Below are 24442 nucleotides of genomic sequence, written 5' to 3'. Positions count from 1 at the left end.
CTCCGACGTGACTCGCCCCGGCGCGAGCAGACCGGGTCAGAGGCGCTCCACCACGCGCCCGGTGCACCGGTTGCGACTGTCGAAGACGTACTTGGCGGACCGGCCGATCATCTCGTAGTCCAGTCCGTCGTGGTCGGTCACGATCAGCACCGCGTCGGCCGCGTCCACCTCCGCCTCGGTCAGGTCCACCACCGTCACCCCGGACGGGATGTGGTGCGGCTCGGCGTACGGCTCGACCGCTCGTACGTCCGCACCGAGCGCGCGTAGCCGGGCGGCCACCTCCACGGCGGGGGAGTCCCGCATGTCGGCGGTGTTCTTCTTGTACGCGAGTCCGATCAGCAGCAGCCGCGCCCCGTTGATGGTCCGGCCCTGCTTGTTGAGGCCGACCATGAGTCGCCGGACCACGTGTTGCGGCATCTCGTGGTTGATGTCGTTGGCCAGCTCGACGAACCGGAACTGCCGCCCCAGCGTTCGCTTGACCTGCCAGGAGAGATAGCAGGGGTCGATCGGCAGGCAGTGCCCGCCGACCCCGGGACCGGGCTTGAACGGCATGAAGCCGAACGGTTTCGTGGACGCGGCGTCGATCGCCTGCCAGACGTCGACGCCGAGTTCGCTGGCGCACATCGTCAGCTCGTTGATCAGCGCGATATTGACCTGGCGGAAGGTGTTCTCGATCAGTTTGGTCAGCTCGGCCACCCGGGTCGAGTCGACCGCGACCGTCTGTTCCACGATCCGCCGGTAGAAGCCGTCCACCCGGGCGAGCGCGGTCGCGTCGATTCCTGAGACCACCTTCGGGGTGTTCTCCAGCCGCCAGGTGAGGTTGCCCGGGTCGATTCGTTCCGGGCTGTAGCCGAGGTGGAAGTCGCCCGGACTCTGTAGCCCCGTGGCCTCCTCCAGCAGCGGGCGCAGCAGCTCCTCGGTGGTGCCGGGATAGGTGGTCGACTCCAGGATGACCGTGCAGCCGGGTCGGACGTACGGGGCGATCGAGTGGCCAGCCTGTTCCACATAGCTCAGGTCGGGTGCGCCGTCGCGCAGCGGTGTGGGCACGCTGATCACGCAGACGTCGAAGTCCTTGGCGTCGCCGTAGTCGCTGGTGGGCCGGTACCGGCCGGTGGCGAGGGCGGCGGTCAGCCGGGCGGTGGTGATGTCCTCGATGAAGGACTCCCCGGCGCCGAGCCGCTTGACCCGGCTGTCGTCGAGGTCGAGTCCGACGACGTCGAGGCCAGCCTCGACCGCGCGGATCGCCAACGGCAAGCCGACATATCCCTGTCCAATGACAACCAGCTTTTCAACGCTCATGTGGGGCTCCTAGGGCATGTAACCAGGTAACCCGCACTTTAGGGCGACTTATAGCGGCACAAGTGCGAAACAGGATTTAATAGCCTTTCGGCGCTCGAACAGGGGTCAACGCGTGGTCTGTTCGGCCGGTGCGGCCCCGGACTGTGCCGGGGCATCGGGCGTGGCGGGCGGCTCCTCGCTCGCCGGCGGCTCCGAGGTCTCCTGCTCCGGAGTCGGGCTCGGCGGTGCGGCACTGGTCGTCGTCGTGCTGGGCCCTGCGCTCGGCGTCGCACCGGCCGGCGGGCCAGCGGAGGCGGTGGCGTCCGGGCCGGACGGTGCGGCGGGGGCGGGGCCCTCGGAGGTACGCCCCGGCGTCGGGGTTCTCTCCGCACCGGCCGCGTCGTCGTCGCCTCCCTCGGGCCCGGCAGCGGGGGCACCGGACGGCACCGGAGTCTCCGGCCGGTCCCGGCCCGGTTCACCGTCGCCCGGTCCGAAACCGAGTACGCCCACCAGCGCGCCGGTGACGAGTAGCGTGCCGGCCCCGGCCAGCAGCAGCGCGCGTACGCGCGACGGCCGTGGGCGGCGTACCGCCGGTGCACCGGGCAGGGCTGGCACGTCCGGCGGCACGACCGGCAGGTCGGGTAACGTGCCCGGCCGGATCCCACCGCCCTGTCCGCCCTCGACACCGCCCTGTCCGCCCTCGACACCTGCGCGCCCCGACGCGGCGGCCCCGGCGACTGGGGATTCCGCGACACCGGCCAGAGCGATCGTGGCGGTGGCGGTGCCGGGGGCAAGCGTGGTCAGGACGGCTTCGGCCTCCTCGGCGAGTGCGGCGGCGTCCGGCTGACGGTCGCCGGGTGCCTTCGCCAACGTTCGGCTGACCAGTGCCGCCACCGGTGCGGGCAGCTCCGCCGGTGGGGCGGGTGGCTCGTCGTGCAGGTGCTTGATCGCCACCTCCAACGGCGTCTTGCCCGAATAGGGCGGCTCCCCGGCGAGGCAGTGGTACGCCACCGCGCCGAGGGCGTAGATGTCGGTCCCCGCCGACACCGGCCGCCCCGCAGCCTGCTCAGGAGCCATGTACAGGGCGGTGCCCGGCACCGCGTTGGTGCTGGTGATCCGGGCCATCTCCGACGACCGGGCCACCCCGAAGTCGACCAGGACCACGGTCCCGTCGGGCTGGACCAGCAGGTTGCCCGGTTTCACGTCCCGGTGCACGATTCCGGCCCGGTGCGCGGCGTGCAGGGCACGTGCCGCCTGTGCCACCACCGACATGGTCTGCGTGACGCCGAGCCGGCCGGACCGCTCGATCCGCTGCGAGAGCGGTTCGCCGGCGACGTACTCCATGACCAGGTAGTCGGCCCGGGTGTCGGCGGTGAGCTGCTCCTCCCCGCAGTCGTAGACCTGCACGATGCCGGGATGGTGCAGGGCGGCCATCATCCGGGCCTCGGCACGGAAGCGGGTGATGAAGTCGGGCTCGGTGACCAGCCCCGGCAACAGCACCTTCACCGCGACCTGGCGCCCGAGCAGCAGGTCGGTGCCACGCCAGACGTCGCCCATCCCGCCGGTGGCGAGGCGTGCGTCGAGTCGGTAGCGGTCACTGAGGAGGACACCGGGGGCCAGCACGCCTCACTCCGTACCCAACATCCCGTCCAGTCACTCCCGTTGATCCAAATTGTGAGTTTGATTCGTTCCAGGGGGCGGAGTTTGTCTGGTAGACACGAAGAGGTGGCACTCCCGACAGCCCGACCGGCCAGGGTCGGATTGTCCGACGACGGGCATGGGTAGATCCAGGCGGTCGAAAGAGGGGAGATCGATGCCGTGATACCGGCCGACCTCGATACGCCGGTGGTCCTGCGTGAGCTGTCCGACGCGGAGGGCTATCTGGCGAAGATCTGCTTCAAGACCGGTCCACCGATGCTCAGCGGCGTCGAACTCGAATGGACCGTCCACGACCGCGACGACCCCACCCAGCCGATCTCGGCGGACCGGTTACGGGACGCCCTCGGACCACACGCGCCCTCCACTCTCGACCCGGCCGGCGCCCAGTCACCGTTGCCGGGTCACGGCACCGTCAGTGTCGAGCCCGGCGGGCAGGTCGAGATATCCTCCGCCCCGCACCGCTCGCTGCGCGCCCTGTGCGCCCACACCGATGCCGATATCGAACGGCTCGGTCAGCTCCTCAACGCCGCCGGTCTGACCCTCGGGACCAGCGGCATCGACCCGCACCGCCCGCCCCGCCCGGCGGTCGAGACCCCCCGCTACCGCGCGATGCGGGCAGCCTTCGACCAGCGCGGTCCGGCTGGCCGGACCATGATGTACAGCACCGCAGGACTCCAGGTCTGCGTCGACGCCGGCACACCGGAGCGGTTCGGTGCCCGCTGGGACGCGGTCCACGCTCTCGGCCCACCGATGCTGGCGGCCTTCGCCACGGCGCGGCACCACGCCGGCGTCGACACCGGCTGGGCATCGGCCCGGATGGCCACCTGGTTCGCCATCGACCCGGCCCGGACCAGGCCAGCCTGGCGGTCGGCCGGCGGCGTCGGCGACCCGGTCAGCGTCTGGTCGGCGTACGCGCTCGGCGCGCCGTTGCTCTGCGTACGACGTCCGGACGGCGACTGGCGGGTACCGGCCGGGATCACCTTCCGTGACTGGATCGAGGGCGCCCTGCCCGAGCCGCCGACCGTGGACGACCTCGAATACCACCTCAGCACCCTCTTCCCACCGGTACGGGCGCGCGGCTACCTGGAGGTCCGCTACCTCGACGCGCAACCTCCCGGTGAGTGGATCGCCCCGGTCGGCGTACTCGCCGCGCTGCTCGGCGACGACGACGCCCTCAACCTGGCCCGGGAGGCGTGCGAACCGGTGCTCGACGAGTGGGACGCCGCCGCCCGGCACGGGCTGGCCGAACCGACGCTGGCCAGGGCGGCTGCGGCCGTACTGAAGGTGGCGCTGGCGGCGCTGGACCGGACCGACCTGGAGCCGGCGACCCGCGACGACATCACCCAGATCGTGCAGCGGCGGCTGGCCGTCGCGGACAGGAGTACGTCATGACGGCACCGGGATCGGACCAGGATCTCCGGCTACGGATCGCCGGTGAGCTGGAGCGGGCCAGGTCCCGCAGCACCTTGCTCACCGAGGTGGTCGACGAGACCGAGCTGATGCGCCAACATTCGCCGATCATGTCGCCGCTGGTCTGGGACCTGGCCCACGTCGGCAACCAGGAGGAACTGTGGCTGGTCCGGGACGTGGGCGGTCGGGATCCGGTCCGCCGTGACATCGACGACCTGTACGACGCGTTCAAGCAGCCCCGCAAGGACCGCCCGGCGCTGCCTCTGCTCCGCCCGGACGAGGCACGCGGTTACCTGACCACGGTGCGGAGCAAGGTGCTGGACCTGCTCGACGGGATCCGGTTCGACGGCAGCCGGCTGGTCGCCGAGGGCTTCGCGTTCGGAATGATCGTCCAACACGAACAGCAGCACGACGAGACGATGCTCGCCACCCACCAGTTGCGGCTCGGGCCGGCGGCCCTTGCCGCGCCGCCGCCACCGGCCGGCACCGTATCCGTCTCCGGCGAGGTACGGGTGCCCGGTAGCCGGTTCACCATGGGCACCTCGACCGACCCGTGGGCGTTGGACAACGAGCGGCCGGCGCACGTGGTCGACGTACCGGAGTTCTTCATCGACGCCGCGCCGGTGACCAACCGTGAGTATCTGGCGTTCATGTCCGACGGCGGCTACGACGACGAGCGCTGGTGGAGCGGACCGGGCTGGGACCACCGGCGAGAGGCGGGGCTGACCGCACCGCTGCACTGGCGGTACGACGGGGTGGAGTGGGGCTACGTCCGGTTCGGCCGGTACGCACCGCTGATCATGGAGGAACCGGTGGTGCACGTCTGCTTCTACGAGGCCGAGGCGTACGCGGCCTGGGCCGGCAAGCGGCTGCCGACCGAGGTGGAATGGGAGAAGGCGGCGCGCTGGGACCCGTCGACCGGGCGCTCCCGGCGTTACCCGTGGGGCGACGGGGATCCGACCCCGGAGCACGCCAACCTCGGCCAGCGGCACCTGGCGCCGGCGCCGGTCGGTGCCTATCCGGCGGGGGCGTCGCCGCTCGGCGTGCACCAGTTGATCGGTGACGTGTGGGAGTGGACGTCGAGCGGGTTCGAGGGATACCCGGGGTTTGTCGCGTTCCCGTACCGGGAGTATTCCGAGGTTTTCTTCGGCAACTCGTACCGGATGCTGCGTGGTGGTTCGTTCGGCACCGACCGGTCCGCCTGCCGGGGTACGTTCCGCAACTGGGACCTGCCGATCCGGCGCCAGATCTTCAGCGGGTTCCGCTGCGCCCGTGACCCCCGGCCGGAGGAGACCGGCGCGTGAGCCGTACGCGCACGCCCGGCCGACCCGCGACCGGCACGGCGGTGCGGTGATGTGCCGGCACCTGGTCTACCTGGGACCGCCGGTGCCGCTGGCGGCGCTGCTCTTCGACCCACCGCACGGGCTGGTGCACCAGTCCTGGGCGCCGAGGGAGATGCGTGGCGGCGGCACGGTCAACGCCGACGGCTTCGGCGTCGCCTGGTACCCCGCACCGGCAACCGCGACCCGTGCCGACCCCGACCCGCACGCCGCCGCCCGCTCGGGGGAGCCGGTGCGGTACCGGCGGGCGATCCCGATCTGGGCGGACGCCGCCCTGCCGGCGTTGGCCGCGTCGACCCGCTCCGGTGCGGTAATGGCCGCGGTCCGGTCGGCCACCGTCGGCACGCCGGTGGTGGAGACCGCCGCCGCCCCCTTCACCGACGGGCGGTGGCTGTTCAGCCACAACGGGGTGGTGCCCGGGTGGCCGGACAGCGTCGTCGGGCTCGCCGACAGGCTGCCGACCCGCGACCTGCTCACGCTCGACGCGCCCACCGACGCGGCGCTGCTCTGGGCGCTGGTCCGGCAGGGGCTGCGGGCGGGCGCGTCACCGGAGCGAGCGGTCGCCGAGACCGTACGCGCGGTCGCCGACGCCGCGCCCGGGGCACGGCTCAACCTGCTGCTCACCGACGGCCGTACGGCGGTCGCCTCCGCGGCGGGACACGCCCTCTCCGTACGGGCCGGCGCCGGTTCGGCGCTGATCTGTTCCGAACCGCTCGACGACGACCCGGCCTGGGTCGGCGTACCCGACGGCCACCTGGTCGTCGCCACCATCGACGACGTACACCTGCGAGCGATAGGAGAGTTGGTGTGAGCGCGGATCCGTTGGAGATCTACCTGGAGGAGCGGGACCTGGCCCGGGCACTGCGTGAGGACGTCCGCACCGGGCTGACCGCACAACCGAAGTGGCTGCCGCCGAAGTGGTTCTACGACGCCCGGGGCAGTGAGCTGTTCGAGGAGATCACCCGACTGCCGGAGTACTACCCGACCCGGACCGAACGGGCCGTCCTGGCCGCGCACGCCGACGAGATCGCCGCGCTCACCGACGCGAAGACGTTGATCGAACTTGGTTCGGGATCGTCGGAGAAGACCCGACTGCTGCTGGACGCGTTCACCCGCCACGGCGGGCTCGGCACCTTCGTACCGCTGGACGTCTCGATCAGTGCGCTGCGCCAGTCCACCGCCGAGATCGCCGCGGCGTACCCGGGGTTGCGGGTGCGGGGCGTCGTCGGCGACTTCACCCACCAACTGGACCGGCTTCCGACCGGAGGCAGCCGGCTGGTGGCCTTCCTCGGCGGGACGATCGGCAACCTGCTGCCCGCCGAGCGCGCGGACTTCCTGCGGGAGATGCGTACCGCGCTGGAGGCCGGCGACTGGCTGCTGCTCGGGGCCGACCTGGTGAAGGACCCGGCTCGGCTGGTGCCGGCGTACGACGACGCGGCCGGGGTCACGGCCGAGTTCAACCGCAACGTGCTCGAAGTGGTCAACCGCGAACTGGGGGCGGATTTCGACCCGTCCGCGTTCGAGCATGTGGCGCTCTGGGATCCGGAGCGGGAGTGGATCGAGATGCGGCTGCGGGCGCGCCACCCCAGCCGGGTACGGGTGCTCGACCTTGAGGTGGACTTCGCCGAGGGGGAGGAGATGCGTACCGAGGTCTCCGCGAAGTTCCGCCCGGCGGGGATAGCGGCGGAGCTGGCCGGGGCCGATTTCCTGGTCCGTTGCTGCTGGACCGACGAGGAGAATCTCTTCGCGGTGCTACTCGCCCAGGCCGGCTGAACCGGCGCCGGGGTCGCCCGGGCGCGGCCGGCCCCGGCTGGGGCAGTCGCCGTGCCGTTGGGACGGGTTTGTCCCCGCCCGGCGGCACGGCGAGGGGCCGCGTCGGCTAGGCTCGGCGACGCGAAGGGGAGTAGCTCCCAATGTCGTGGTCGACATACTGGTGCGTACGCGCGCCCGGCCACGCGGCCTCATCTTGGTGGGGCGGGCGAGACCTTCGACCAGGCTGTCAAGCCGGGTCGAGGTCGCTGGCGCCCTGGACCCGGTCCCGACCGGGAGGGTGTTTGTGGAAGGTTTTCTCGTTGCTCTGGTGGTCAGCTTCGGCGTGATCTTCGTCGCCGAGTTGGGTGACAAGTCGCAGCTCATCGCGCTGACGTTCGCCACCAGGTTCAAACCGGTGCCGGTGCTCGTCGGCATCACGATCGCGACCGCGCTGGTGCATCTGGCCTCGGTGGCCATCGGTTACGGCCTCGGCGCGACGCTGCCCACCGGCTGGATCGCGCTCGGTGCGGGCGTGGCGTTCCTTGGTTTCGGTGCGTGGACGTTGCGCGGCGACACGTTGACAGAGGAGGAGCGGGCCAAGGCCGAGCGGACGAACAAGTCGGCCGTCGTTGCCGTGGCGGTCGCGTTCTTCGTCGCCGAGTTGGGCGACAAGACCATGCTTGCCACGATCACCCTCGCCACCCAGCACGGCTGGGTCGGCACCTGGGTGGGTTCGACGATCGGCATGGTCGCGGCGGACGCGCTGGCCATCCTGGTCGGGCGGATGCTGGGCCGTCGACTGCCGGAAAAGGTCATCAAGTACGGCGCCGCAGCGCTCTTCGCCATCTCCGGTCTCTGGCTGCTCCTCGACGCGGTGCAGCAACTGACCTGAGTCGTGCGCCGGCCCCCGGTTCGCGGCGGGCCGGCGCCTACTCGGTCCCTCCCGGGGTAACCGCCGCCGGGGCCCGCCGGTTTCCGATCGGGCGGGCCAGGGGCGGCGGGCCGAGGGAGCTGAGGTGTCCAAGGAGCTGCTGCGCGACTTCGCCGACGTGCTGGTCACGGTGGTAGAGGCGATTGGCGCTGCGGTGATCTTCATCGGGGCGGTCTGGGCGGCGGTACGGTTCGTGGTGCTGGGACTGGGCCGCCGTAACGCCGCCGTTTTCACACCGGTCCGACTCTCGTTGGGGCGTTTCCTCACCCTCGGTCTGGAGTTCCAACTCGCCGCGGACGTGCTCCGTACCGCGATCGCGCCGAGCTTCCAGCAGATCGGGCAGCTCGCGGCCATCGCGACCATTCGGACCGCGCTGAACTTCTTCCTCCGGCGTGAGATCGAGCAGGAACAGCGGCAGGTCACCGCGGACGGGGCGGTGCGCGACGGCCCGTCGCCGTCGGGTCGTCAGGTGGACCCCACGCAGCGGGAGCAGTCATGATCCATTCGACTCTGGTCGACCTGATCACCGCGTTCGCCCTGGTCACCGGGGTGGTGACGGTGCTGGCGGTACGTTCCTGGCGGGTCGCGCTGCGGTTGGTGCTGGATCTGCTGACCGCAGCCAGTCTGATCCGGCTGGCCGCGACCGAGCACTGGCGGGATCTCGCCACCGCCGCCACGATCGTGCTGTTGCGTACCGTCATCGGCGCGCTCCTCTCCACGTCGGCCGCCGCGCGGCGGCGCGACTCGGCGGCGTCCCGTCGTCGATCGGGACGACCGGACTCCGCCGTGGGGTAAAGCCCGGTTTGCCAGTCCCCGGTCCCCGTCGTGCCTACCGTGAGTGGTGTTCGGGCCGGCTCCGGCCCGGCCCACGGTACGGTCGCGCCCCGAGCGGCCGGTCGGCGGAGAGGGAGAGGGGGTCGACCGATGAGCAGGCAACAGCCCGGTGACGGGGCCCGACACGACGAGCCCAACGACTACGGCTTCGCCGGTGACCCCACGGTGCCGCAGCCGGAGCGGGGAAACCGCCCCGACGAACTGGACGAGGTCGAGCAGGTGGCGGTGCCTGGGGACGATCTGACCGAGGGACTGAGCGAGTCGCTCGAGGAGGAGCGCCTGCGGGAGTGGGAGCGGCAGCACCCGGATCAGGGCGGGGAGCGCGGGTAACGCTTCGGCGCGCCGGGCTCAGGGTTCAGTGCTGCGGCGCCTGGGCCCCTCGGCTCAGGGCGACAACGGTGGTTCACACGGTGCGGCGCACCGGGATGCGGCAAGACGGTCGCGTCCCGGTGTGCCGCACCGTCGTTGAGCCGATGTACGGGAGGTGGAGAGCAATATCTGCTGGGTTGTGCTGATTTCGCGCAGAAGTGCTGTTCCGTCCTCTACATTTTGTTCGGCCATGAATGCAGCTGATATGGATCTTTTTCCTACTGTCTGACTTTCAGTACGTTCTCAGCAGCCTTCATGCCGGATCAACCGTTAATGCCCGCATAGGGAGGTCTGGCCTGATGGATCTGCGTACCCACCTTTCCGTTGTGCGTCAACGCTGGTGGCTCGTACTGGCGACGGTCATGGTCGGGCTCGGCGCCGCCGGGCTGGTCACCGTGCGAACCGAACCGCTGTACACCTCGTCGGTGACGTTCTTCGTGACGACGCAGAGCCAGGGCGTGACCGATGCCTACCAGGGCGGTCTCTTCCTCCAGCAGCGGGTGAAGTCCTACGCCGACCTGCTCACCAGCGATCGGCTCGCCCAGAGCGTCGTGGCCGACCAGCCGGTCGGGCTCACCGCGGACGAGGTACGAGGGCGGATCTCGGCCCGGGTCGAGGCGAACACCGTCCTGCTCCGGGCCACCGTCACCGACAGTGACCAGGCGCGGTCGCTGCGGCTCACCGAGGCGGTCGCGGCCCACTTTGTCGCGCTGGTGCAGCGGCTGGAGACGCCGCCGGGCGCGCAGGAGCCGCCGGTCAAGATCGAGACGGTGAGCGGCCCACGGGTCAGCGCCGATCCGGTCTCTCCCCGCCCTGGCCGCAATCTCGCCGTCGGGGGTCTGCTCGGTCTGCTTCTCGGCATCGCGCTCTGCGTCCTGCGGGGACTGATCGACACCACTGTCCGCGACGGAGCCACCCTGCAACAGCTCACCGGCAGCCCGCTGCTGGGACAGATTCCCTGGGACGTCGAGGCGCTCAGTTCACCGCTGATCGTCGGCACCGCGTCCCAGTCGGCGCGAGCGGAGGCGTTGCGCAAGCTCCGTACCAACCTGCGCTTCGTCGACGTGCACGAGTCCGCCCGGGTGATCGCGGTGACCAGTTCGGTGCAGGGGGAGGGGAAGTCGACGCTCTCCTGCAACCTGGCCATCTCGCTCGCCGAGGCGGGTTGGCAGGTGCTTCTCGTCGACGCCGACCTGCGCCGCCCGAAGATCGCGCAGTATCTCGGTCTGGAGTCCGGGATCGGGCTGACCGACGTGCTGATCGGTGAGGTGGATGTCGCCGACGTGGTCCAGCCGTGGGGGGACAAGTCGCTGCTCGTACTCCCTGGCGGTTCGATGCCACCGAACCCGAGCGAGCTGCTCGGGTCCAAGGGCATGGCGGACCTGCTGCGCGCCCTGCGTGAATCGGCCGACATCGTCATCGTCGACACCGCACCGCTGCTGGCGGTCACCGACGCCGCGGTCGTCGCGGTGCAGACCGACGGAGTTCTGCTCGCCACCCGGCACGGCAAGACGACCCGGGCCCAGGTGGCGACCGCGACCGAGGCGCTGGAGGCGGTGTCGGCGCGGGTGCTCGGCTGCGTGTTGAACATGGCCAAGGTGGCCCGGTCCGACAACTACCAGTACGAGATGTACCGGACCATGGTCTCCGCCCCGCCCCCGGCATCGTCGCCGCCCGCGCCCTCGGCGCAGGAGATCGACTGGCCGGCCGGACAGCTCGGTTCGGTCGGGTACGTCGACGACGACCTGACCTCCCGGCGGGACGACCCGAGGGTGATCGATTCGACGCCGACCCAGGAACTCACCCGGATACCGCGATGAGTCCCACGGTGGGGCGCAGTGCCTGCTCGATCTCGCGTACGCAGCGGCGGAACTCATCGAGCGGGTGGCCCACCGGGTCGGTCAGGTCGTCGTCCTCGGGTTGGGCGGGTGGCTGCAGACCGGCCCGGGCCCGGCTGGCCGCGGCCACCGCCCGCTCCAGCCGTCGCGCCGGGTCCCGTTGACCGTCCGGCTCCGGCCAGCCCTGGTCGATCGCGGCGCTGGCGAGTCGGGCGAACTGGCGCATGGTGAAGGTGCGCCGCAGCACGGAAGGGGCGAGCGCGACGCAGGTGCTCCGTTGGGACCGGGTCGCGGTGAGGATCAGGCCGGCGGTACGGAGTTGGTCGGCGTGGAGCGGCCGGCTGCGGAACAACTCCGGGTCGGTGCCCCGTTCGGCGGTGAGCCGGGCGGCGTGCGGGTGCATCGGATAGCCGGGCACCGCGTGCGTACCCGCACTGGACACCGGCACGTCCGGCGCCTCCCTCCGGAGCTGCTGGGACAGCAGTTCCCGGGCGAGGTACTCGGCCATCGGGGACCGGCAGAGGTTCGCGTGGCACACCATGAGCACCCCGCTGGACATGTCTCCTCCTCGCTGCTCCGGCCGATCCGGTGGCCGGTAGCCCATGGGGATGCAACGAGCGGGTGGTCCATGCGATGCGTGCGTGGCGTGTCTGATTTTCGGGCAGGCGTCGACACTTGTGAGCTTTTCTCATAACTCGCCGTTTATGAACCATAAATGGGCTGTACTCCCGCGAAACGTCTAATGCGCGTGCTATAGAGATCTGTAGCAATTAAATCCTTATGTTCGTTTTGCCCAAGATATGGAGCGTGTTGGTGTGACACAGGGCGGAACCGCCCCGACTCAGGGCTCGCGACACCGGTCCCGCCGGTCCCGGTCACGAGCCTGGATGCGCCGTACCCTGATCACGGTCCTGGTGGTCAGCTGCCTGCTCTTCCTCGGCGTCGGCTGGCTCGGGTTGCGCGGCTGGCAGGCGCGGGGGCACCTGCTCAGCGCTGCCGGTCTGGCCCGTGAACTCGGGCAGCAGGTGCTCGCCGGTGACTCCGACCAGGCGCAACGAACCCTCTCCGCGCTTCAGGCGCAGGCCGGCGCCGCCCGTTCGGCCACCGGTGACCCGACCTGGCGGGCCGCGGGCCACGCACCCTACGGCGGCGACGACCTGAGCGCCGTACGCGACGTCGCCATCGCGGTCGACGACCTCGCCCGGCACGCCTTCCCAGCACTGCTCCGCCTCGACCTCGCCACCCTGGTCCCCAAGGCGGGTCAGCTCGACCTCGCCCGACTGCAGGCCGCCGCACCCGAACTCAGCACCGCCGACACGGCCGTACGCGAGGCCAGCGCCAGGATCGGCGCGATCCCCGGTGACGGGCTCCAGAAGCCGGTTCGGGAGGCGGTGGAGCAGCTCGGCGGCGAACTGGACCGGCTTGGCGCCCTCACCGCCACCGCCCGCCACGGCGCCGTCCTGCTCCCGCCGCTGCTCGGCACCACCGGTCCCCGCACCTACCTGGTCGCGTTCCAGAACCTCGCCGAGCCCCGGTCCACCGGCGGCATCTTCGGTGCGTACGCGGTGATCCGGGCCGAAAACGGCAAAGTGAAGATCCTCAAGCAGGGCGCCGCCTCCGAACTGGGCGTGTTCGACAAGCCGGTGACCAAGCTCGACGACAACATGAAGGCGCTCTACACGGAGCTGCCCGGCATCTACCCGGCCGACGTGAACCTGACCCCGCACTTCCCGACCGCAGCCGCGCTCTTCAGCGAGATGTACAAGCGCCGGACCGGCACGGTCGTCGACGGGGTGCTCGCCACCGACCCGGTCACCCTCTCCTACCTGCTCCAGGCGATCGGGCCGGTGCCCGTACCGAAGCACCCCACGCTCACCTCGGAGAGCGCGGTGAAGACCCTGCTGTCGGACGCGTACGAGCGCATCCAGAAGCCGCGTGACCAGGACAAGTACTTCGCCACGGCGGCGATGTCGGTATTCGACGCCCTGCTCACCCGCACGGTCGACCCACGCAGCCTGCTCGAGGCACTGGAGCGGGCCGTCACCGAGCGCCGGATCCTGTTCTGGAGCGCCCGAGCGGACGAACAGGACGACCTGGTCGACACCCGGGTCGCCGGGGTGATGCCGGAGCGGGAGACCGTGCCGACGGTCGGCGTCTTCCTCAACGACGGCACCGGGTCGAAGCTCGGCTACTACCTGACCCGCGCCGCGGACCTGACCGTCGGGGACTGTCGCCCGGACGGTCGGCGCGAACTCAAGCTGCGGCTGAGCCTTGGCTCGACCTCGCCCAGCAAGGGGCTCAGCAACTCGGTGCTGGGACTGCAACTGCCCGGTGACCCGTACCGCAACCGGCTGGTGGCGTACGTCTTCACCCCGGTCGGCGGCCTGCCGGTGAACGCCCGGCTCGACGGTGCCGTCGCCCCCATCAATGTCGGTACGGAGCGTGGCCGCAAGGTCGGCGTTCTCAGCCTCGACATTCCCCCCGGCAAGACCCGGGAACTGGAGGTCAACCTGTTGACCCCGGTCACCCGGACCGGCGCGGTCGACCTCTGGCTGACGCCGGGTGCCACGCCATGGACCACCCGTGTCAATCCTGCAACCACGTGTGAACAGTAAAAAGAGAGGAATCATCATGCGGCTCACCCGCATCGTCGCCTCGGCCATGGCGGCACTCGTCACGGCCGGCGCGCTTGCCACCATGACATCCAGCCCGGCGGCCGCCCAACCACAACCGCCCTACCCACCTCAGCCACCTGTGCTGACTCTGAGTGACTCCACCGTTCTGGTGGGGACCGAGGTCACCCTGTTCGGTCGGTTCTACGGGCCGACCGAGATCGTCGACATCGTGTTCACGCCGCAGGCCGTGGCGGCCGGTGCAGCCGAGCGGGCCTCGGTCCGTCAGGACACCGGCGCGACCATCGCGATGGTGCCGGTCGCGTACCCGCCGTCGGGGCCGCCGGCGCTGACGGCGGTCACCAACGAGGCAGGTGAGTTCCAGCTTCCCTTCCGGGCGGACTGGAAGGGCACCTGGCTGATCACGGGCACCGGGCGGGAGTCGGGCCTGAGCGCGACCACCGTCCTGACCGTCATTCACAAGCAGTTGCCGGTGACCGGTAGCTCGATGGGAACCCAGATCGGTGTCGGTGCCGGCCTGCTCGCACTCGGTGTGCTGCTGGTCATGCTGACCGTTGTTCGGCGTCGCCGGGGCGGTGTCCGCGCCGGAACAGCCTGATCCGGTGTCCGCGGGAAGATGGCCGTTGTCCCGCGGTGAGGTAATTGCAGGAGCGCCGGCCGGACGGGTTCACGCCCGTCCGGCCGGCGCTCGTTTTTCGTTCTCTGCGGCCACCCTCGGTAGTTTCCCCGGGCCACTCCGGTAGCGATCTTTGCTCTCCCGCCCGGCCCGGTCTACCGTGCGCTGGTGCGGATCAGCGTGGACGAGGGCCCGGTAGCAGGGGGAACGGGCACCTCAGAGCAACAACACACCTCCTCGCTGGCCTCGGCGCGGGAGGTGCTGGCGCTACGGGCGTTCCGCCGGCTGTGGATCGTCACCGGGCTCTGCAGCTCCGGCGACTGGCTGGCCCTCTCCGGGCTCGCCGCGCTGGCCAGCACCCTCGCCACCAGTGCCGCCGGGGTGAACTTCGCCTTCAGCAGCGTGCTTTTCGCCAACCTGCTGCCCGGTCTGCTCTTCGCGCCGATCGCCGGCCTCGTCGCCGACCGGTTCGACCGGCGTACGGTGATGGCCGTCGCGGACGTGGCCCGCTGTGCCTTGTTGCTCTCGATCGCGGTGGTGAACACCTACTGGTGGATCCTCGTCGGCGGCTTCCTCATCCAGGTCGCCACCACCATGTGGATTCCGTCGAAGGACGCCGCGCTGCCCCGCCTGTTGCGTCGGCCGGACCAGGTCGCCCCGGCTGCCCAGCTCGGTCTGGTCATGACGTACGGCGTCGCGATCGCGGTCGGTGGCGGGCTCTTCACCCTGATCACCGGTGCCGGAACGGTCTTCGACATCCCCGCCCACGTGATCGGTATGAACGGGCTGACCCGGCTCGCCATCGTCGTCGCCGCGCTCTTCTATCTGGCCAGCGCCATCTCGATCGCCACCGCCCTGCCCGAGTTGTCCCGACCCGCCGCGTCCCTCGACGCCCGGAGGCCGGAGTACGACCGTGAGCTCGGTGGCGGCCCGCTGGATGTCACGTCGTCCGGGACCGTCGGCGGCCCCACCGGACCTCGCCAGGGACTGGGGGCGATGCTGCGGGACAGCGTTGGCTACGTGCGGGGCACGCCGGTCGTCCGTGGCCTGCTGGTCGGCATGATGGGCGCGCTCGCGGCCGGCGGCGCGGTGGTCGGCTCGGCCCAGCCGTACGCACTGAGCCTGCTCGGTGGCCAGGCCGCCTGGGGGCTGCTGCTCCTGGCGACCTTCCTCGGGTTGGCGATCGGCCTGCTCGGGGCGCCCCGACTGGCCCGGCGGCTGTCGCACGAGCGGTTGTTCGGCCTCGCGGTCGTCTGTGCCGGCGGTGCGCTCGTGCTGGTGGCGCTCTCCCCGCACCTGGCCGTGTCGCTGCCGGCCGTGGTGGCGGCGGGTGCCAGCGCGGGATCGGCGTTCCTCACCGGTGTCACGATCATCGGCGCCAAGGTGGAGGACTCGATGCGTGGTCGGGTCAACGCGCTCTACCAGTCGATGCTGAAGGTCGTGCTGGGGTGTTCGGTGGTGCTGACTCCGGTGCTGGTGACGCTGATCGGGCAACGCCCGGTGACCTTGTGGGGCGAGCATTTCCTCATCGATGGCACCCGGCCGGTGATTCTCGGCGGTGGTCTGCTCGCCGCTGCGGCGGGTCTGGTCGCCTACCGGCAGATGCACGGTCGGACTGATCGGTCGGACGCAGTGTCATGACCGGAAGGCCGGCTTCGGAATGGTGTCCGGGGCTGGCCTGTTCGTGTTCTCTGGTGACCGGTCCATCGAATGACGACGGTTCCGGTCGATGTCACTGACAAACGCCGCCGGGGCCCGCCGAAATGGTCGGCGGGCCCCGTTGTCGTTGTTGGTCAGGAGGCCCGGGTTTCGATGGTCAAACCCCAGAGCGGGGTGACCAGCGGAATCGAGCCGAACCACGACCGGGTGCCGCCGCTGCTGCCGTGGCAGCCGGCGTCACTGCGGCTGTGGATGCCGTACGCGACCCGGTAGGTCGCCGAGCTGAGCCAGTACCAGCCGCCGCCGCTGTCGCCGCCGCAGGCGTCGAACCCGTCCACCCGGACCATGCCGAGCACCGCCGCGTCGCTGGTGCTGCCGATGGTGCCGCAGTAGTTCGGGCCGTTGATCTCGGTGAAGTTCGCCGAGAGGCAGACTGTCTCGCCCACCAGCAGGTAACCGGTGGTCGGGGCGACGTAGTTCAGGGCGACGCTGTGGTTGGCGTTCTCGGCGTAGATCTCGCCGCCGGAGTCGTACTGGAACCAGCTGTTGTCGACCCGGATGATGCCGGCGTCGATCGCCCCGGACTGGAGCGAGTTCGTCATCGGTCCGATGTTCTGCGCGCCGGTGCTCCAGGTGCCGCCACCGCTGTTGCAGTGCCCTGCGGTGTAGACGAAGCGCTGGGCGCTCGCGTTGCGGGCGGTGAAGCCGACCGAGCAGGTGCCGCTGCCGTTGTACTTGAGCACGGCGCCGGCGCGGACGGTCCAGTCGCAGTCCAGCCGCGAGGTGCAGCCGGCGTCCGCCTCGGTCTGGATGTTGGGGTCGGCGATGACCGACACCCCGGCCGGTGCGGCGGTCCGGGCGGTGGAGAGCGTGCCGGTCGGGACGGCCACCACCACGCTGTTGGTCTTGACGTCGATGCCGACCTGGCCCTTCGCCGCCCTGGCGAGGCCGTCAGTGCCGGCACGCAGGGCCGCGGCCTGTTGTTCGAGCTGGGCCCAGCTACGGCTGACGACGTGCGTCTCGGCGCGGACGCCGAGGTCCTTGGCCGCCTTCGCCGCGGCGGAAGCGGCGGCCGAGGTGGTGGCCGACAGGTGCATCAGCCCGGTCGGCGGGTCGAACCACGCTCCGCCGTAGGTGGCGGTGTCGGCGGCGACCCGCTCGTACACCTTCTTGCGGTCCAGTTGCTGGGCGAACGCCGCGCGTGCCGCCGCCGTAGACATCTGCGGGTACGACGACTGGTAGGCGCGGACGGCTGCGGCGACCGCGCCGGTGTCGGCGGCCGGTGCGGACTTCGCCTCGCGTGCCCCGGCCGGCGCGGCGAACGCCACCCCGGCGAGCAGGACCGCACTGGCCGCGACGGCCATCAGGCGGATTGGCCTGGTGTTCATGGACGTATCCTCCCCACAATCGGCCGGGCACCTACCCGGCCGCGAACAGACTTCCACAGTTGTCTATGGATAATTGTGTGACCGACGCATTGCTGACAGTGAATATGTGTCGACCCTGGTGGGGCTCTGCTGCGTGGTGCCGTGCATCTGTCAGGTGGCGGGGGAATCGTTCGATTTCGGCACGAGAAGTCCAACCATCGAGCGGGGTCAACGGAGTGCTAAATGGATCTGAACAATAGGACTCCACGTGGCTGAATGACGTTTTGACCGCTCTTTCCACCGGTGCGTCCGCATTCTTCCGCTGGTCCGCCCGGCCCCTGGTGATCCACCACACCTGCCGGCAGGCGTGAAAACTTCTCGCCTCGGGTAGTAGGCGCCCCGCGCCGCCGGTACGTGTGGCGCCGGTGAAAGAGAGGTGGCGGGCGTGGACGGCGGCCTGAGACTCAACATGAACGCGCTGGACTACGCGATTCTGGCGCTCTACTTCGTCACGGTGCTCGGCGTGGGTCTCATGGCGCGCCGGGCGATCCGGACCAGTACCGACTTCTTCCTCTCCGGCCGCTCCCTGCCGGCCTGGGTGACCGGACTCGCCTTCGTCGCGGCGAACCTCGGTGCACTGGAGATCATCGGTATGGCCGCGAACGGCGCCCAGTACGGCATGATGACCCTGCACTACTACTGGATCGGCGCCGTACCGGCGATGGTCTTCCTCGGCATCGTGATGATGCCCTTCTACTACGGCTCGAAGGTCCGCAGCGTGCCGGAGTACCTGCGGCTGCGCTTCAACCGGCCGACCCACCTGTTCAACGCGCTCAGCTTCGCCCTCGCCCAGGTGCTGATCGCCGGGGTGAACCTCTACGCCCTCGCCCTGGTCATGCAGGCGCTGCTCGGCTGGCCGCTCTGGCTCTCCATCGTGGTCGGCGCCGCCATCGTGCTGGCGTACATCACCGTCGGCGGGCTCACCTCGGCGATCTACAACGAGGTGCTCCAGTTTTTCGTGATCCTCGCCGGCCTGATCCCGATCACCGTCATCGGTCTGGTGAAGGTCGGCGGCGTGGACGGGCTCTTCGACGCGGTCCGCTCGTCCGACCTGGGCGAGGCTGGCCTGCACACCTGGGCCGACACCGGCAGTTCGGCCAACCCGCTTGGCGCGAACTGGGTCGGCCTCGTCTTCGGTCTCGGCTTCGTCCTCTCCTTCGGTTACTGGACCACGAACTTCGCCGAGGTGCAGCGGGCACTCTCCGCGCGCAACATGAGCGCCGCCCGGCGTACGCCGATCATCGCCGCGTACCCGAAACTGCTCATCCCGGTCGTCACCGTGATTCCCGGCCTGATCGCCCTGGTCACGGTGCAGGGGCTCGGGGCATCCAGCGGCGCCCTGCAGTACAACAACGCGATCCCGCTGCTGATGCGTGACCTGCTCCCCAACGGCGTACTCGGGGTGGCGGTCACCGGTCTGCTCGCCTCCTTCATGGCTGGCATGGCGGCGAACGTCAGCGGCTTCAACACCGTCTTCACGTACGACATCTGGCAGTCCTACGTCCGGCGGGACCGCCCCGACGACTACTACCTGAAGGTCGGCCGGATCGCGACCGTCGCCGGGGTGATCGTCGGCATCGGTACGGCCTTCATCGCGGCCGGCTTCAGCAACATCATGAACTACATCCAGACGCTGTTCTCGCTGTTCAACGCTCCACTCTTCGCCACCTTCATCTTCGGCATGTTCTGGAAGCGGATGACTGCCTGGGCGGGCTTCTGGTCCCTGCTCGCCGGCACCGCGGGCTCGCTCGCCACGTACCTGCTCTACCTCGGCGGCGTGCTCGACTTCGGCTCCGACCTGGAGGAGAGCTTCTGGGGCGCCGGGGTCGCGTTCGTGATGGTGGCGATCGTCGCGGTGCTGCTCACACCGCTCGGCCGGGCCAAGACCGACGACGACCTGCGCGGTCTGGTCTACGGACTCGGCGGCGTCGACCTCAAGGGTGACGTGCTCGCCGGGGACGCCGCCTGGTACCGCTCGCCACTGCTGCTCGGTGGGGTCGCGCTGGCCCTGTCCGGCCTGCTCTACCTGCTCGTCCTCTGAAAGGGGTGCGTGTGATGACCGAGAACACCGAATCGAGCGCCGACTCGCCGGAGAGCACCGAGGCGCAGCGGCGGTCGGCCGCCGCTCGCCGGTTCGACCTGCGTCGGGTGATCGGCGGCCTCTTCCTCGCGTACGGGCTGATCGTCACCGGGATCGGCCTCTTCGACTCCGGCGCCGACATCGACAAGGCCCAGGGCGTACGGATCAATCTCTGGGCCGGGCTCGCCATGCTTCTCTTCGGCCTGGCCTTCCTGCTCTGGCAGTGGCTGCGCCCGGTCGGGACGGCCGACGGGTCGACCGCGCGGCAGCGCTCCGACGACGTTCCCGGCACAGCCGGCTAGCGGTAGGCGCTGTTCCGGGCCGGCCGTGTTCCGACTGACAATCGTGCCGGCCCTACACCGCGGCCTGCTCTGTCGGGTCGTCGGTGCGTGCTTCGAGCCGCTCGAACCGCTGCCGGGCCGCCTGCGGTGTGTTGAGGCCCAGACTGAAGGCGATGTCCTGCCAGGTCATTGCCCTGCTCCGGGCGGTCTTCAGCAGTTGTAGTTCGGTCGCGTCGAGTTCGGCCCGGACGTTCGGTAGAAGCGTGAGTGCCGCGACGAGGTCGCTGTTGTCGATGTCCGGCTCGTCCGGCTCGGTCGGAATGGAGCCGCCGGCGATGCCGGCGACGAGCCGAATCGCTTCGTGGGGGGCGGCCATCGACGGGTGGACCTGCCGGGACCGGCGCTCGGGACCGTTGGCGTGTCGTTCGACGAGGTATGTCAACGCTTGGTAGGTGCGCTCCGCGCGCCGAGCCGCAGGGTCGGGCCGGGTGAAGGGATCAGCCATGATGTGAATCATGACTGATCAACGGCAGATTTTCAACAAAATGTTGAAGAGGGGATCCGGTGGTAGCGGACGCCGCCGCTACCACCGGACCCTGATCAGGCGCGCAGATCGTCCTCCGCGTCCGTCGCGGCGGCGAGGATGGCGGTACGTTCTTCGCGGGTGAAGGAACCCTGGCGTACCCAGTTCGCGGAGGCGGCCGTCACCGTCTTCATGAACTCCTGGTGACTGCCGAACGGGGCCTGGGCCCAGACCAGGTCGAGGAACGTCTGCCCGTCACGCTGCTTGTTCGCCACCCCGGAGTCGTACGTCCCGAAGACCACCGTCGGCTCTGCGCGCCGGAAGTAGATGTGGTGGGCCTGGGTGTCGCCGACGAAGAGTGGGCGCAGCGTGTGGCCGTTCGTGGTGAAGGTGCCGGCCGCGCCAGGGGTGAAGGCGGGGGAGATGTCTCCGTCGAGCTTCACCTGCCGGTAGAACGAGAACTCCCGGTAGGCGCGGTCGGAACTGAGCGCGGCGAGCACCACCGGGCCGTGGAAGACGGTCTGGGTGTCCGCCCGGTCGAGCGCCTGCTCCACCCGCAGCCCGAACGGCATCGAGATCCGTACGGTGTCGCCGTCCTGCCACATCCGGCGCAGCCGCAGGTACGTGCCGGGCGTCTTCGGCCCCAGCCGCTCCTGCCCGTTGATCCAGACCTGGAAGTTCTTCGCCCAACTCGGCACCCGCAGCAGGATGTCGAGCTGAGCCTTGCCTCCGCTGATGGTCAGGGTGCTCTCCTGTTGGCGGGGGAAGTCGGTGGTCTGGGTGACCGTGATCCCCTTCTCCGCCCAGTTCAGGGTCGAGCCGACGAAGAGGTTGACGTAGAGCGAGGCGTTGTCGGCCGAGCGGAAGTAGACGGACTCCTGGTACTTGGTGTGGTTCTCCAGGCCGCTGCCGCCGCAGCAGGTGCCCGTGTTGCCGTACCCACGGGTGTTGCCCGGGCTCAGCGGCAGGAAGTAGACCACGTTCGGGTTGCTGGTGCTGTCGGCGTCGCGGCGGGACCCCAGGATGTGGTTGACCAGGGTCCGCTCGTAGTAGTCCATGTACTTCGGGTCGGGGTCGTGGAAGAACAGGTTCCGCGACACCTTGAGCAGGTTGTACGACGTACACGTCTCGGCGCCGTTACCGGCGATCGAGTCGGCGATGTTGCCACGTGGCTGGAACAGCTCCGCGTTGGTGTTCGCGGGGCCGGCGTCACCCGCCGGCCAGGTGCCGCTGGTGCCGCCGTGGGCGTACATCCGGTGCGGTACCACCATGTGCCAGAAGTTCTCGGCGGCAGTGTGGTAGTCCGGCTCGTTCGACCGGTCGAAGACCCGCAGGTAGCCGACGAACTGCGGGACGTGGGTGTTGGCGTGCAAACGGGTCAGGATGTCGTGGTTCTCCACGCAGGCGCCGAAGAGCGCCTGCCGGTTGTCGAAGCACTTCGCCGTGGTCAGGTAACGCTCGTCGCCGGTGATGGCGTGCAGGTCGGCCATCACCTCGTTCATGCCGCCGTACTCGCCGGCGATGTAGATCGCCCACATCCGGTTGAGCTGTTCGCGGGGGAGCACCGACAGTCGACTGTGCACCCAGTCGCCCATCTTGGTCACAATTTCGAGCGCCCGCTCGTTCCCTCCCAGCAGGTACGCGTCGATCAACCCGCGCATGATCTTGTGGCAGGTGTAGTACGGCGCCCAGATCGTCGGGTACGTGGCGAACGATTCCAGCTGGATGAACTGGGTCTCCGGATAGGCGGCCAGGAAGCCGGGGTGGCTCGCCTGCCCGCTTGCCGCGATGGCGTCCTGACACTTGCCGAGTTCCGTGACGATGTAGTCGAGCTTGTCCTTGTAGAGCTGTTCGCGGGTCGACGCGTACGCCTGCGCGAACATGGTGATCAGGTGCCCACTGAAGTGGCCGCGCAGGTTGCCGGTGGCGTCGTCCCAGCCGCCCGGCGGTGACGAACCCGCCGGGGTGGGCAGGCCGGCGGTCACCCTGAAGTTGTGCAACACCCGGTCGGCCGAGTACGCCGTGGCGAGGTTGAGTACCCGTGCGCGTTTCTCGGCGAAGACCGTTCCCTCGGCCAGGGTGACCTGGTCCAGCGCGAACGGTTTCACCACCCAACTCGGGTTCTGGTTCAGGAACGCCGCCTCCGGTGAGGCGACTGCCGCCGAGGCGCTGGAGTGTGGTGCGGCCTGCGCGGCCCCGGCGACCTGCGGGGCGATGATCGCCGCCACGGTCGCGGCGCCGCCGACCTTCAGCAACCCGCGCCGATCGATGGATGGACGTGCTGGAGTCACTGTCTGCCCCCTGAACTCGGTGGGTCCGTAGTTAGCGCTAACATCGACGCCCGCAGGCCATTACCTGTGTTAAGCGCTTGTTTCCAGCAACCTAGTGCGATCGATGCGCACGCCCACCGAACACCTGTCGGAACTTCGGCGCACGTCGTTGAACACCTGCTGAAGCGCGGGGTCTGAAGCTCCCTGTGCCTGACGGGCAGGTCCACCATAGACAGTGATGCCAACGGCTCGTCGATCCCTGTTCGGGGGCCTGAATCCGAGTTCGAAAAGGGGTTGATTGTTCACGTGAACAACCACCCCGGCGCGGGTGTGAGCGGCGCAGGGCGGCCACTGGCCGGCTCGATGTCCGACCGCCGACGGAGGAGTTCAACCCGGTTGATGATCTACCCGACCCGCCTGACGAGGAGAGCTACGGACTCCGCCGTACCCGATCTCGTCTCCGTCGCGGTCGATACAGGCGACCTTTCGGCCGAACGCTACGCTACGAGACGTAACCGTCAGCCTTCGCTCGGCGACATCGTTCGCGCCGTCCTCCATTGACCCACTTCGAATACCGATCTTTACCTGATTCTGGTTGAGATCACGCCAATGAGATCGCGATGTGTGGGTCTGCGCACGATGCGCTGGTCGCCCCGGTATGTGCCCATCGGGTTTACGTCAGGTTAAGTGCAGACAAACTTCCTCCTCTCCGATAGAGTCCTGATCCTGGGTTCGGCCCCTCTGTGGAATCCGAACTCGGAATGTGTCCTGCTCGATGGATAAGGGATGGGGGCAACCAAGCCATGCGCGTCTGATGTGAGATCGAACGATCCGGGAGAGACGTCGGGTGCCTGTATGTGTGCGGCCTTATGTCATTGGCTTGCTCGATTCGTTGCCGTCCCGAGTTTCGGTTGTCGATTCGGTCTTGGTCATTCTTCGATGAACATCGAGACCCACTGAGGTTTTGATGTCAGAACGTCGGCCGGCCGGGCTGATGTGATTCTAAAGTGCCTTGTGGACCTCCTGGTGGTCTGCGGTTGGCGCGAACGGCGTTAGTACAGCGTTGTCGGCCCGTTCGGATCCAATGCAGGTGTTCGGATGAACCACCGCCTTTTGTCGGGCCACCGTCCGCATTCCGCCTCGCTCTGCTCGGTTCCACCAGGCGCCCCGGACCCGGACGGATCCGCCGCGGGCAGGGGCCTGTGGCGTAGGTGAAGGCGCGTCGATCCCGCTGTCGGGCTCTCTGGCAACGTCATTCGGTGCTGCGGGCAATTGCCGGTCGGGGACAGTCTTTGCGTCGTTCCTGGTTTTCCCGAGCATCTGGTGTCGTCACACGTGGTTCACAAACATGTTGTGGAGCCGGTTCTGGGCTAACCGTAAAGCGCTGACTGGGGGTGTTGGTGTCGTGCCGTTGCTTCGGGTGCCGGATTGGCTTGCTCAGTTTTTTAAGTGGTTTTATGGTGAGGAGTTTCCGGGTCTTCTGGCGGAGTTGTTCTACAGGCTTGCGTTGCAGCTTTTTTTGGTTGCGAGTGTGTTGGAGGC

The 24442-nt window shown here is 69.2% G+C and carries 20 protein-coding genes; 14 read left to right on the top strand and 6 right to left on the bottom strand.

The features are described from left to right. Nucleotides 1–36: 36 nt before the first annotated feature. Both ACIBF5_RS31490 and ACIBF5_RS31485 read right to left on the bottom strand, forming a co-directional pair. Nucleotides 37–1299 carry a nucleotide sugar dehydrogenase gene (locus tag ACIBF5_RS31490; protein ID WP_396816529.1) on the bottom strand — a complete coding sequence of 421 codons (1263 nt, stop codon included), beginning with the start codon at nt 1297–1299 and terminating at the stop codon, nt 37–39. A gap of 105 nt (nt 1300–1404) precedes the next feature. Further along, nucleotides 1405–2901, bottom strand: coding sequence for a protein kinase (locus tag ACIBF5_RS31485; RefSeq protein WP_396816528.1), 1497 nt, complete (start codon nt 2899–2901; stop codon nt 1405–1407). Nucleotides 2902–3096: 195 nt separating this feature from the next. Between ACIBF5_RS31485 and egtA the strand changes: the two genes are divergently transcribed. The 9 genes from egtA to ACIBF5_RS31440 all read left to right on the top strand — a co-directional run bounded on the left by egtA (nt 3097) and on the right by ACIBF5_RS31440 (nt 11393). Then, nucleotides 3097–4329 carry an ergothioneine biosynthesis glutamate--cysteine ligase EgtA gene (gene egtA / locus ACIBF5_RS31480; RefSeq protein WP_396816527.1) on the top strand — a complete coding sequence of 411 codons (1233 nt, stop codon included), beginning with the start codon at nt 3097–3099 and terminating at the stop codon, nt 4327–4329. Continuing rightward, entirely contained in the window at nt 4326–5651 is a 1326-nt protein-coding gene (gene egtB / locus ACIBF5_RS31475; protein ID WP_396816526.1) for an ergothioneine biosynthesis protein EgtB, read from the top strand. Before egtA ends, egtB begins: the two co-directional genes overlap by 4 nt. 49 nt (nt 5652–5700) lie before the next feature. Then, nucleotides 5701–6498: an ergothioneine biosynthesis protein EgtC gene (gene egtC / locus ACIBF5_RS31470; RefSeq protein ID WP_396816540.1), complete on the top strand. Its 798-nt coding sequence runs from the start codon at nt 5701–5703 to the stop codon at nt 6496–6498. Then, nucleotides 6495–7460 (top strand): L-histidine N(alpha)-methyltransferase, encoded by a 966-nt coding sequence (gene egtD / locus ACIBF5_RS31465; RefSeq protein WP_396816525.1) that lies wholly within the window; start codon nt 6495–6497, stop codon nt 7458–7460. The genes egtC and egtD overlap by 4 nt, the downstream gene beginning before the upstream one ends. Nucleotides 7461–7743: 283 nt before the next feature. Next, complete coding sequence (locus ACIBF5_RS31460) at nt 7744–8331, top strand: TMEM165/GDT1 family protein (RefSeq protein WP_396816524.1); 588 nt, start codon at nt 7744–7746, stop codon at nt 8329–8331. Nucleotides 8332–8455: 124 nt separating this feature from the next. Beyond that, on the top strand, nt 8456–8869 hold the full coding sequence (locus ACIBF5_RS31455; RefSeq protein ID WP_396816523.1) for a DUF1622 domain-containing protein: 414 nt from the start codon (nt 8456–8458) through the stop codon (nt 8867–8869). Next, the gene (locus tag ACIBF5_RS31450) at nt 8866–9165 is read left to right on the top strand and encodes a hypothetical protein (RefSeq protein WP_396816522.1); all 300 of its coding nucleotides are present in this window, start codon (nt 8866–8868) and stop codon (nt 9163–9165) included. Before ACIBF5_RS31455 ends, ACIBF5_RS31450 begins: the two co-directional genes overlap by 4 nt. 129 nt (nt 9166–9294) lie before the next feature. After that, entirely contained in the window at nt 9295–9534 is a 240-nt protein-coding gene (locus ACIBF5_RS31445; RefSeq protein ID WP_396816521.1) for a hypothetical protein, read from the top strand. A 338-nt stretch (nt 9535–9872) separates the two neighbouring features. After that, nucleotides 9873–11393 (top strand): polysaccharide biosynthesis tyrosine autokinase, encoded by a 1521-nt coding sequence (locus ACIBF5_RS31440; RefSeq protein ID WP_396816520.1) that lies wholly within the window; start codon nt 9873–9875, stop codon nt 11391–11393. Here the strand turns inward: ACIBF5_RS31440 and ACIBF5_RS31435 are convergent. Beyond that, nucleotides 11374–11970, bottom strand: coding sequence for a low molecular weight phosphatase family protein (locus ACIBF5_RS31435; protein WP_396816519.1), 597 nt, complete (start codon nt 11968–11970; stop codon nt 11374–11376). The genes ACIBF5_RS31440 and ACIBF5_RS31435 overlap by 20 nt on opposite strands. Nucleotides 11971–12298: 328 nt before the next feature. Between ACIBF5_RS31435 and ACIBF5_RS31430 the strand changes: the two genes are divergently transcribed. The 3 genes from ACIBF5_RS31430 to ACIBF5_RS31420 all read left to right on the top strand — a co-directional run bounded on the left by ACIBF5_RS31430 (nt 12299) and on the right by ACIBF5_RS31420 (nt 16301). After that, complete coding sequence (locus ACIBF5_RS31430; protein ID WP_396816518.1) at nt 12299–14026, top strand: DUF4012 domain-containing protein; 1728 nt, start codon at nt 12299–12301, stop codon at nt 14024–14026. A gap of 16 nt (nt 14027–14042) precedes the next feature. Beyond that, nucleotides 14043–14642, top strand: coding sequence for a hypothetical protein (locus ACIBF5_RS31425; RefSeq protein WP_396816517.1), 600 nt, complete (start codon nt 14043–14045; stop codon nt 14640–14642). A 186-nt stretch (nt 14643–14828) separates the two neighbouring features. Then, nucleotides 14829–16301, top strand: coding sequence for an MFS transporter (locus ACIBF5_RS31420; protein ID WP_396816516.1), 1473 nt, complete (start codon nt 14829–14831; stop codon nt 16299–16301). A 152-nt stretch (nt 16302–16453) separates the two neighbouring features. On the opposite strand, the gene ACIBF5_RS31415 is transcribed toward ACIBF5_RS31420, so the two are convergent. Beyond that, complete coding sequence (locus ACIBF5_RS31415; protein ID WP_396816515.1) at nt 16454–17707, bottom strand: S1 family peptidase; 1254 nt, start codon at nt 17705–17707, stop codon at nt 16454–16456. 448 nt (nt 17708–18155) lie between these two features. Here ACIBF5_RS31415 and ACIBF5_RS31410 point away from each other — a divergent pair, with 448 nt between their 5' ends. Together ACIBF5_RS31410 and ACIBF5_RS31405 are read left to right on the top strand one after the other, a co-directional pair. After that, nucleotides 18156–19787, top strand: a complete 1632-nt coding sequence (locus tag ACIBF5_RS31410) for a sodium:solute symporter family protein (protein ID WP_396816539.1) — start codon at nt 18156–18158, stop codon at nt 19785–19787. A gap of 14 nt (nt 19788–19801) precedes the next feature. Then, nucleotides 19802–20128, top strand: a complete 327-nt coding sequence (locus ACIBF5_RS31405; protein ID WP_396816514.1) for a hypothetical protein — start codon at nt 19802–19804, stop codon at nt 20126–20128. 52 nt (nt 20129–20180) lie between these two features. On the opposite strand, the gene ACIBF5_RS31400 is transcribed toward ACIBF5_RS31405, so the two are convergent. Next, nucleotides 20181–20612: a DNA-binding protein gene (locus ACIBF5_RS31400; RefSeq protein WP_396816513.1), complete on the bottom strand. Its 432-nt coding sequence runs from the start codon at nt 20610–20612 to the stop codon at nt 20181–20183. A gap of 95 nt (nt 20613–20707) precedes the next feature. Beyond that, nucleotides 20708–22921, bottom strand: coding sequence for a glycoside hydrolase family 127 protein (locus ACIBF5_RS31395; protein ID WP_396816512.1), 2214 nt, complete (start codon nt 22919–22921; stop codon nt 20708–20710). Between the last annotated feature and the right edge of the window lie 1521 nt (nt 22922–24442).

Source organism: Micromonospora sp. NPDC050417, from assembly GCF_044458865.1.
In the GTDB taxonomy this organism is placed as follows: domain Bacteria; phylum Actinomycetota; class Actinomycetes; order Mycobacteriales; family Micromonosporaceae; genus Micromonospora_G.
Note: the sequence above shows the minus strand (reverse complement) of the source record. Positions and strands in the feature narration are given on the sequence as shown.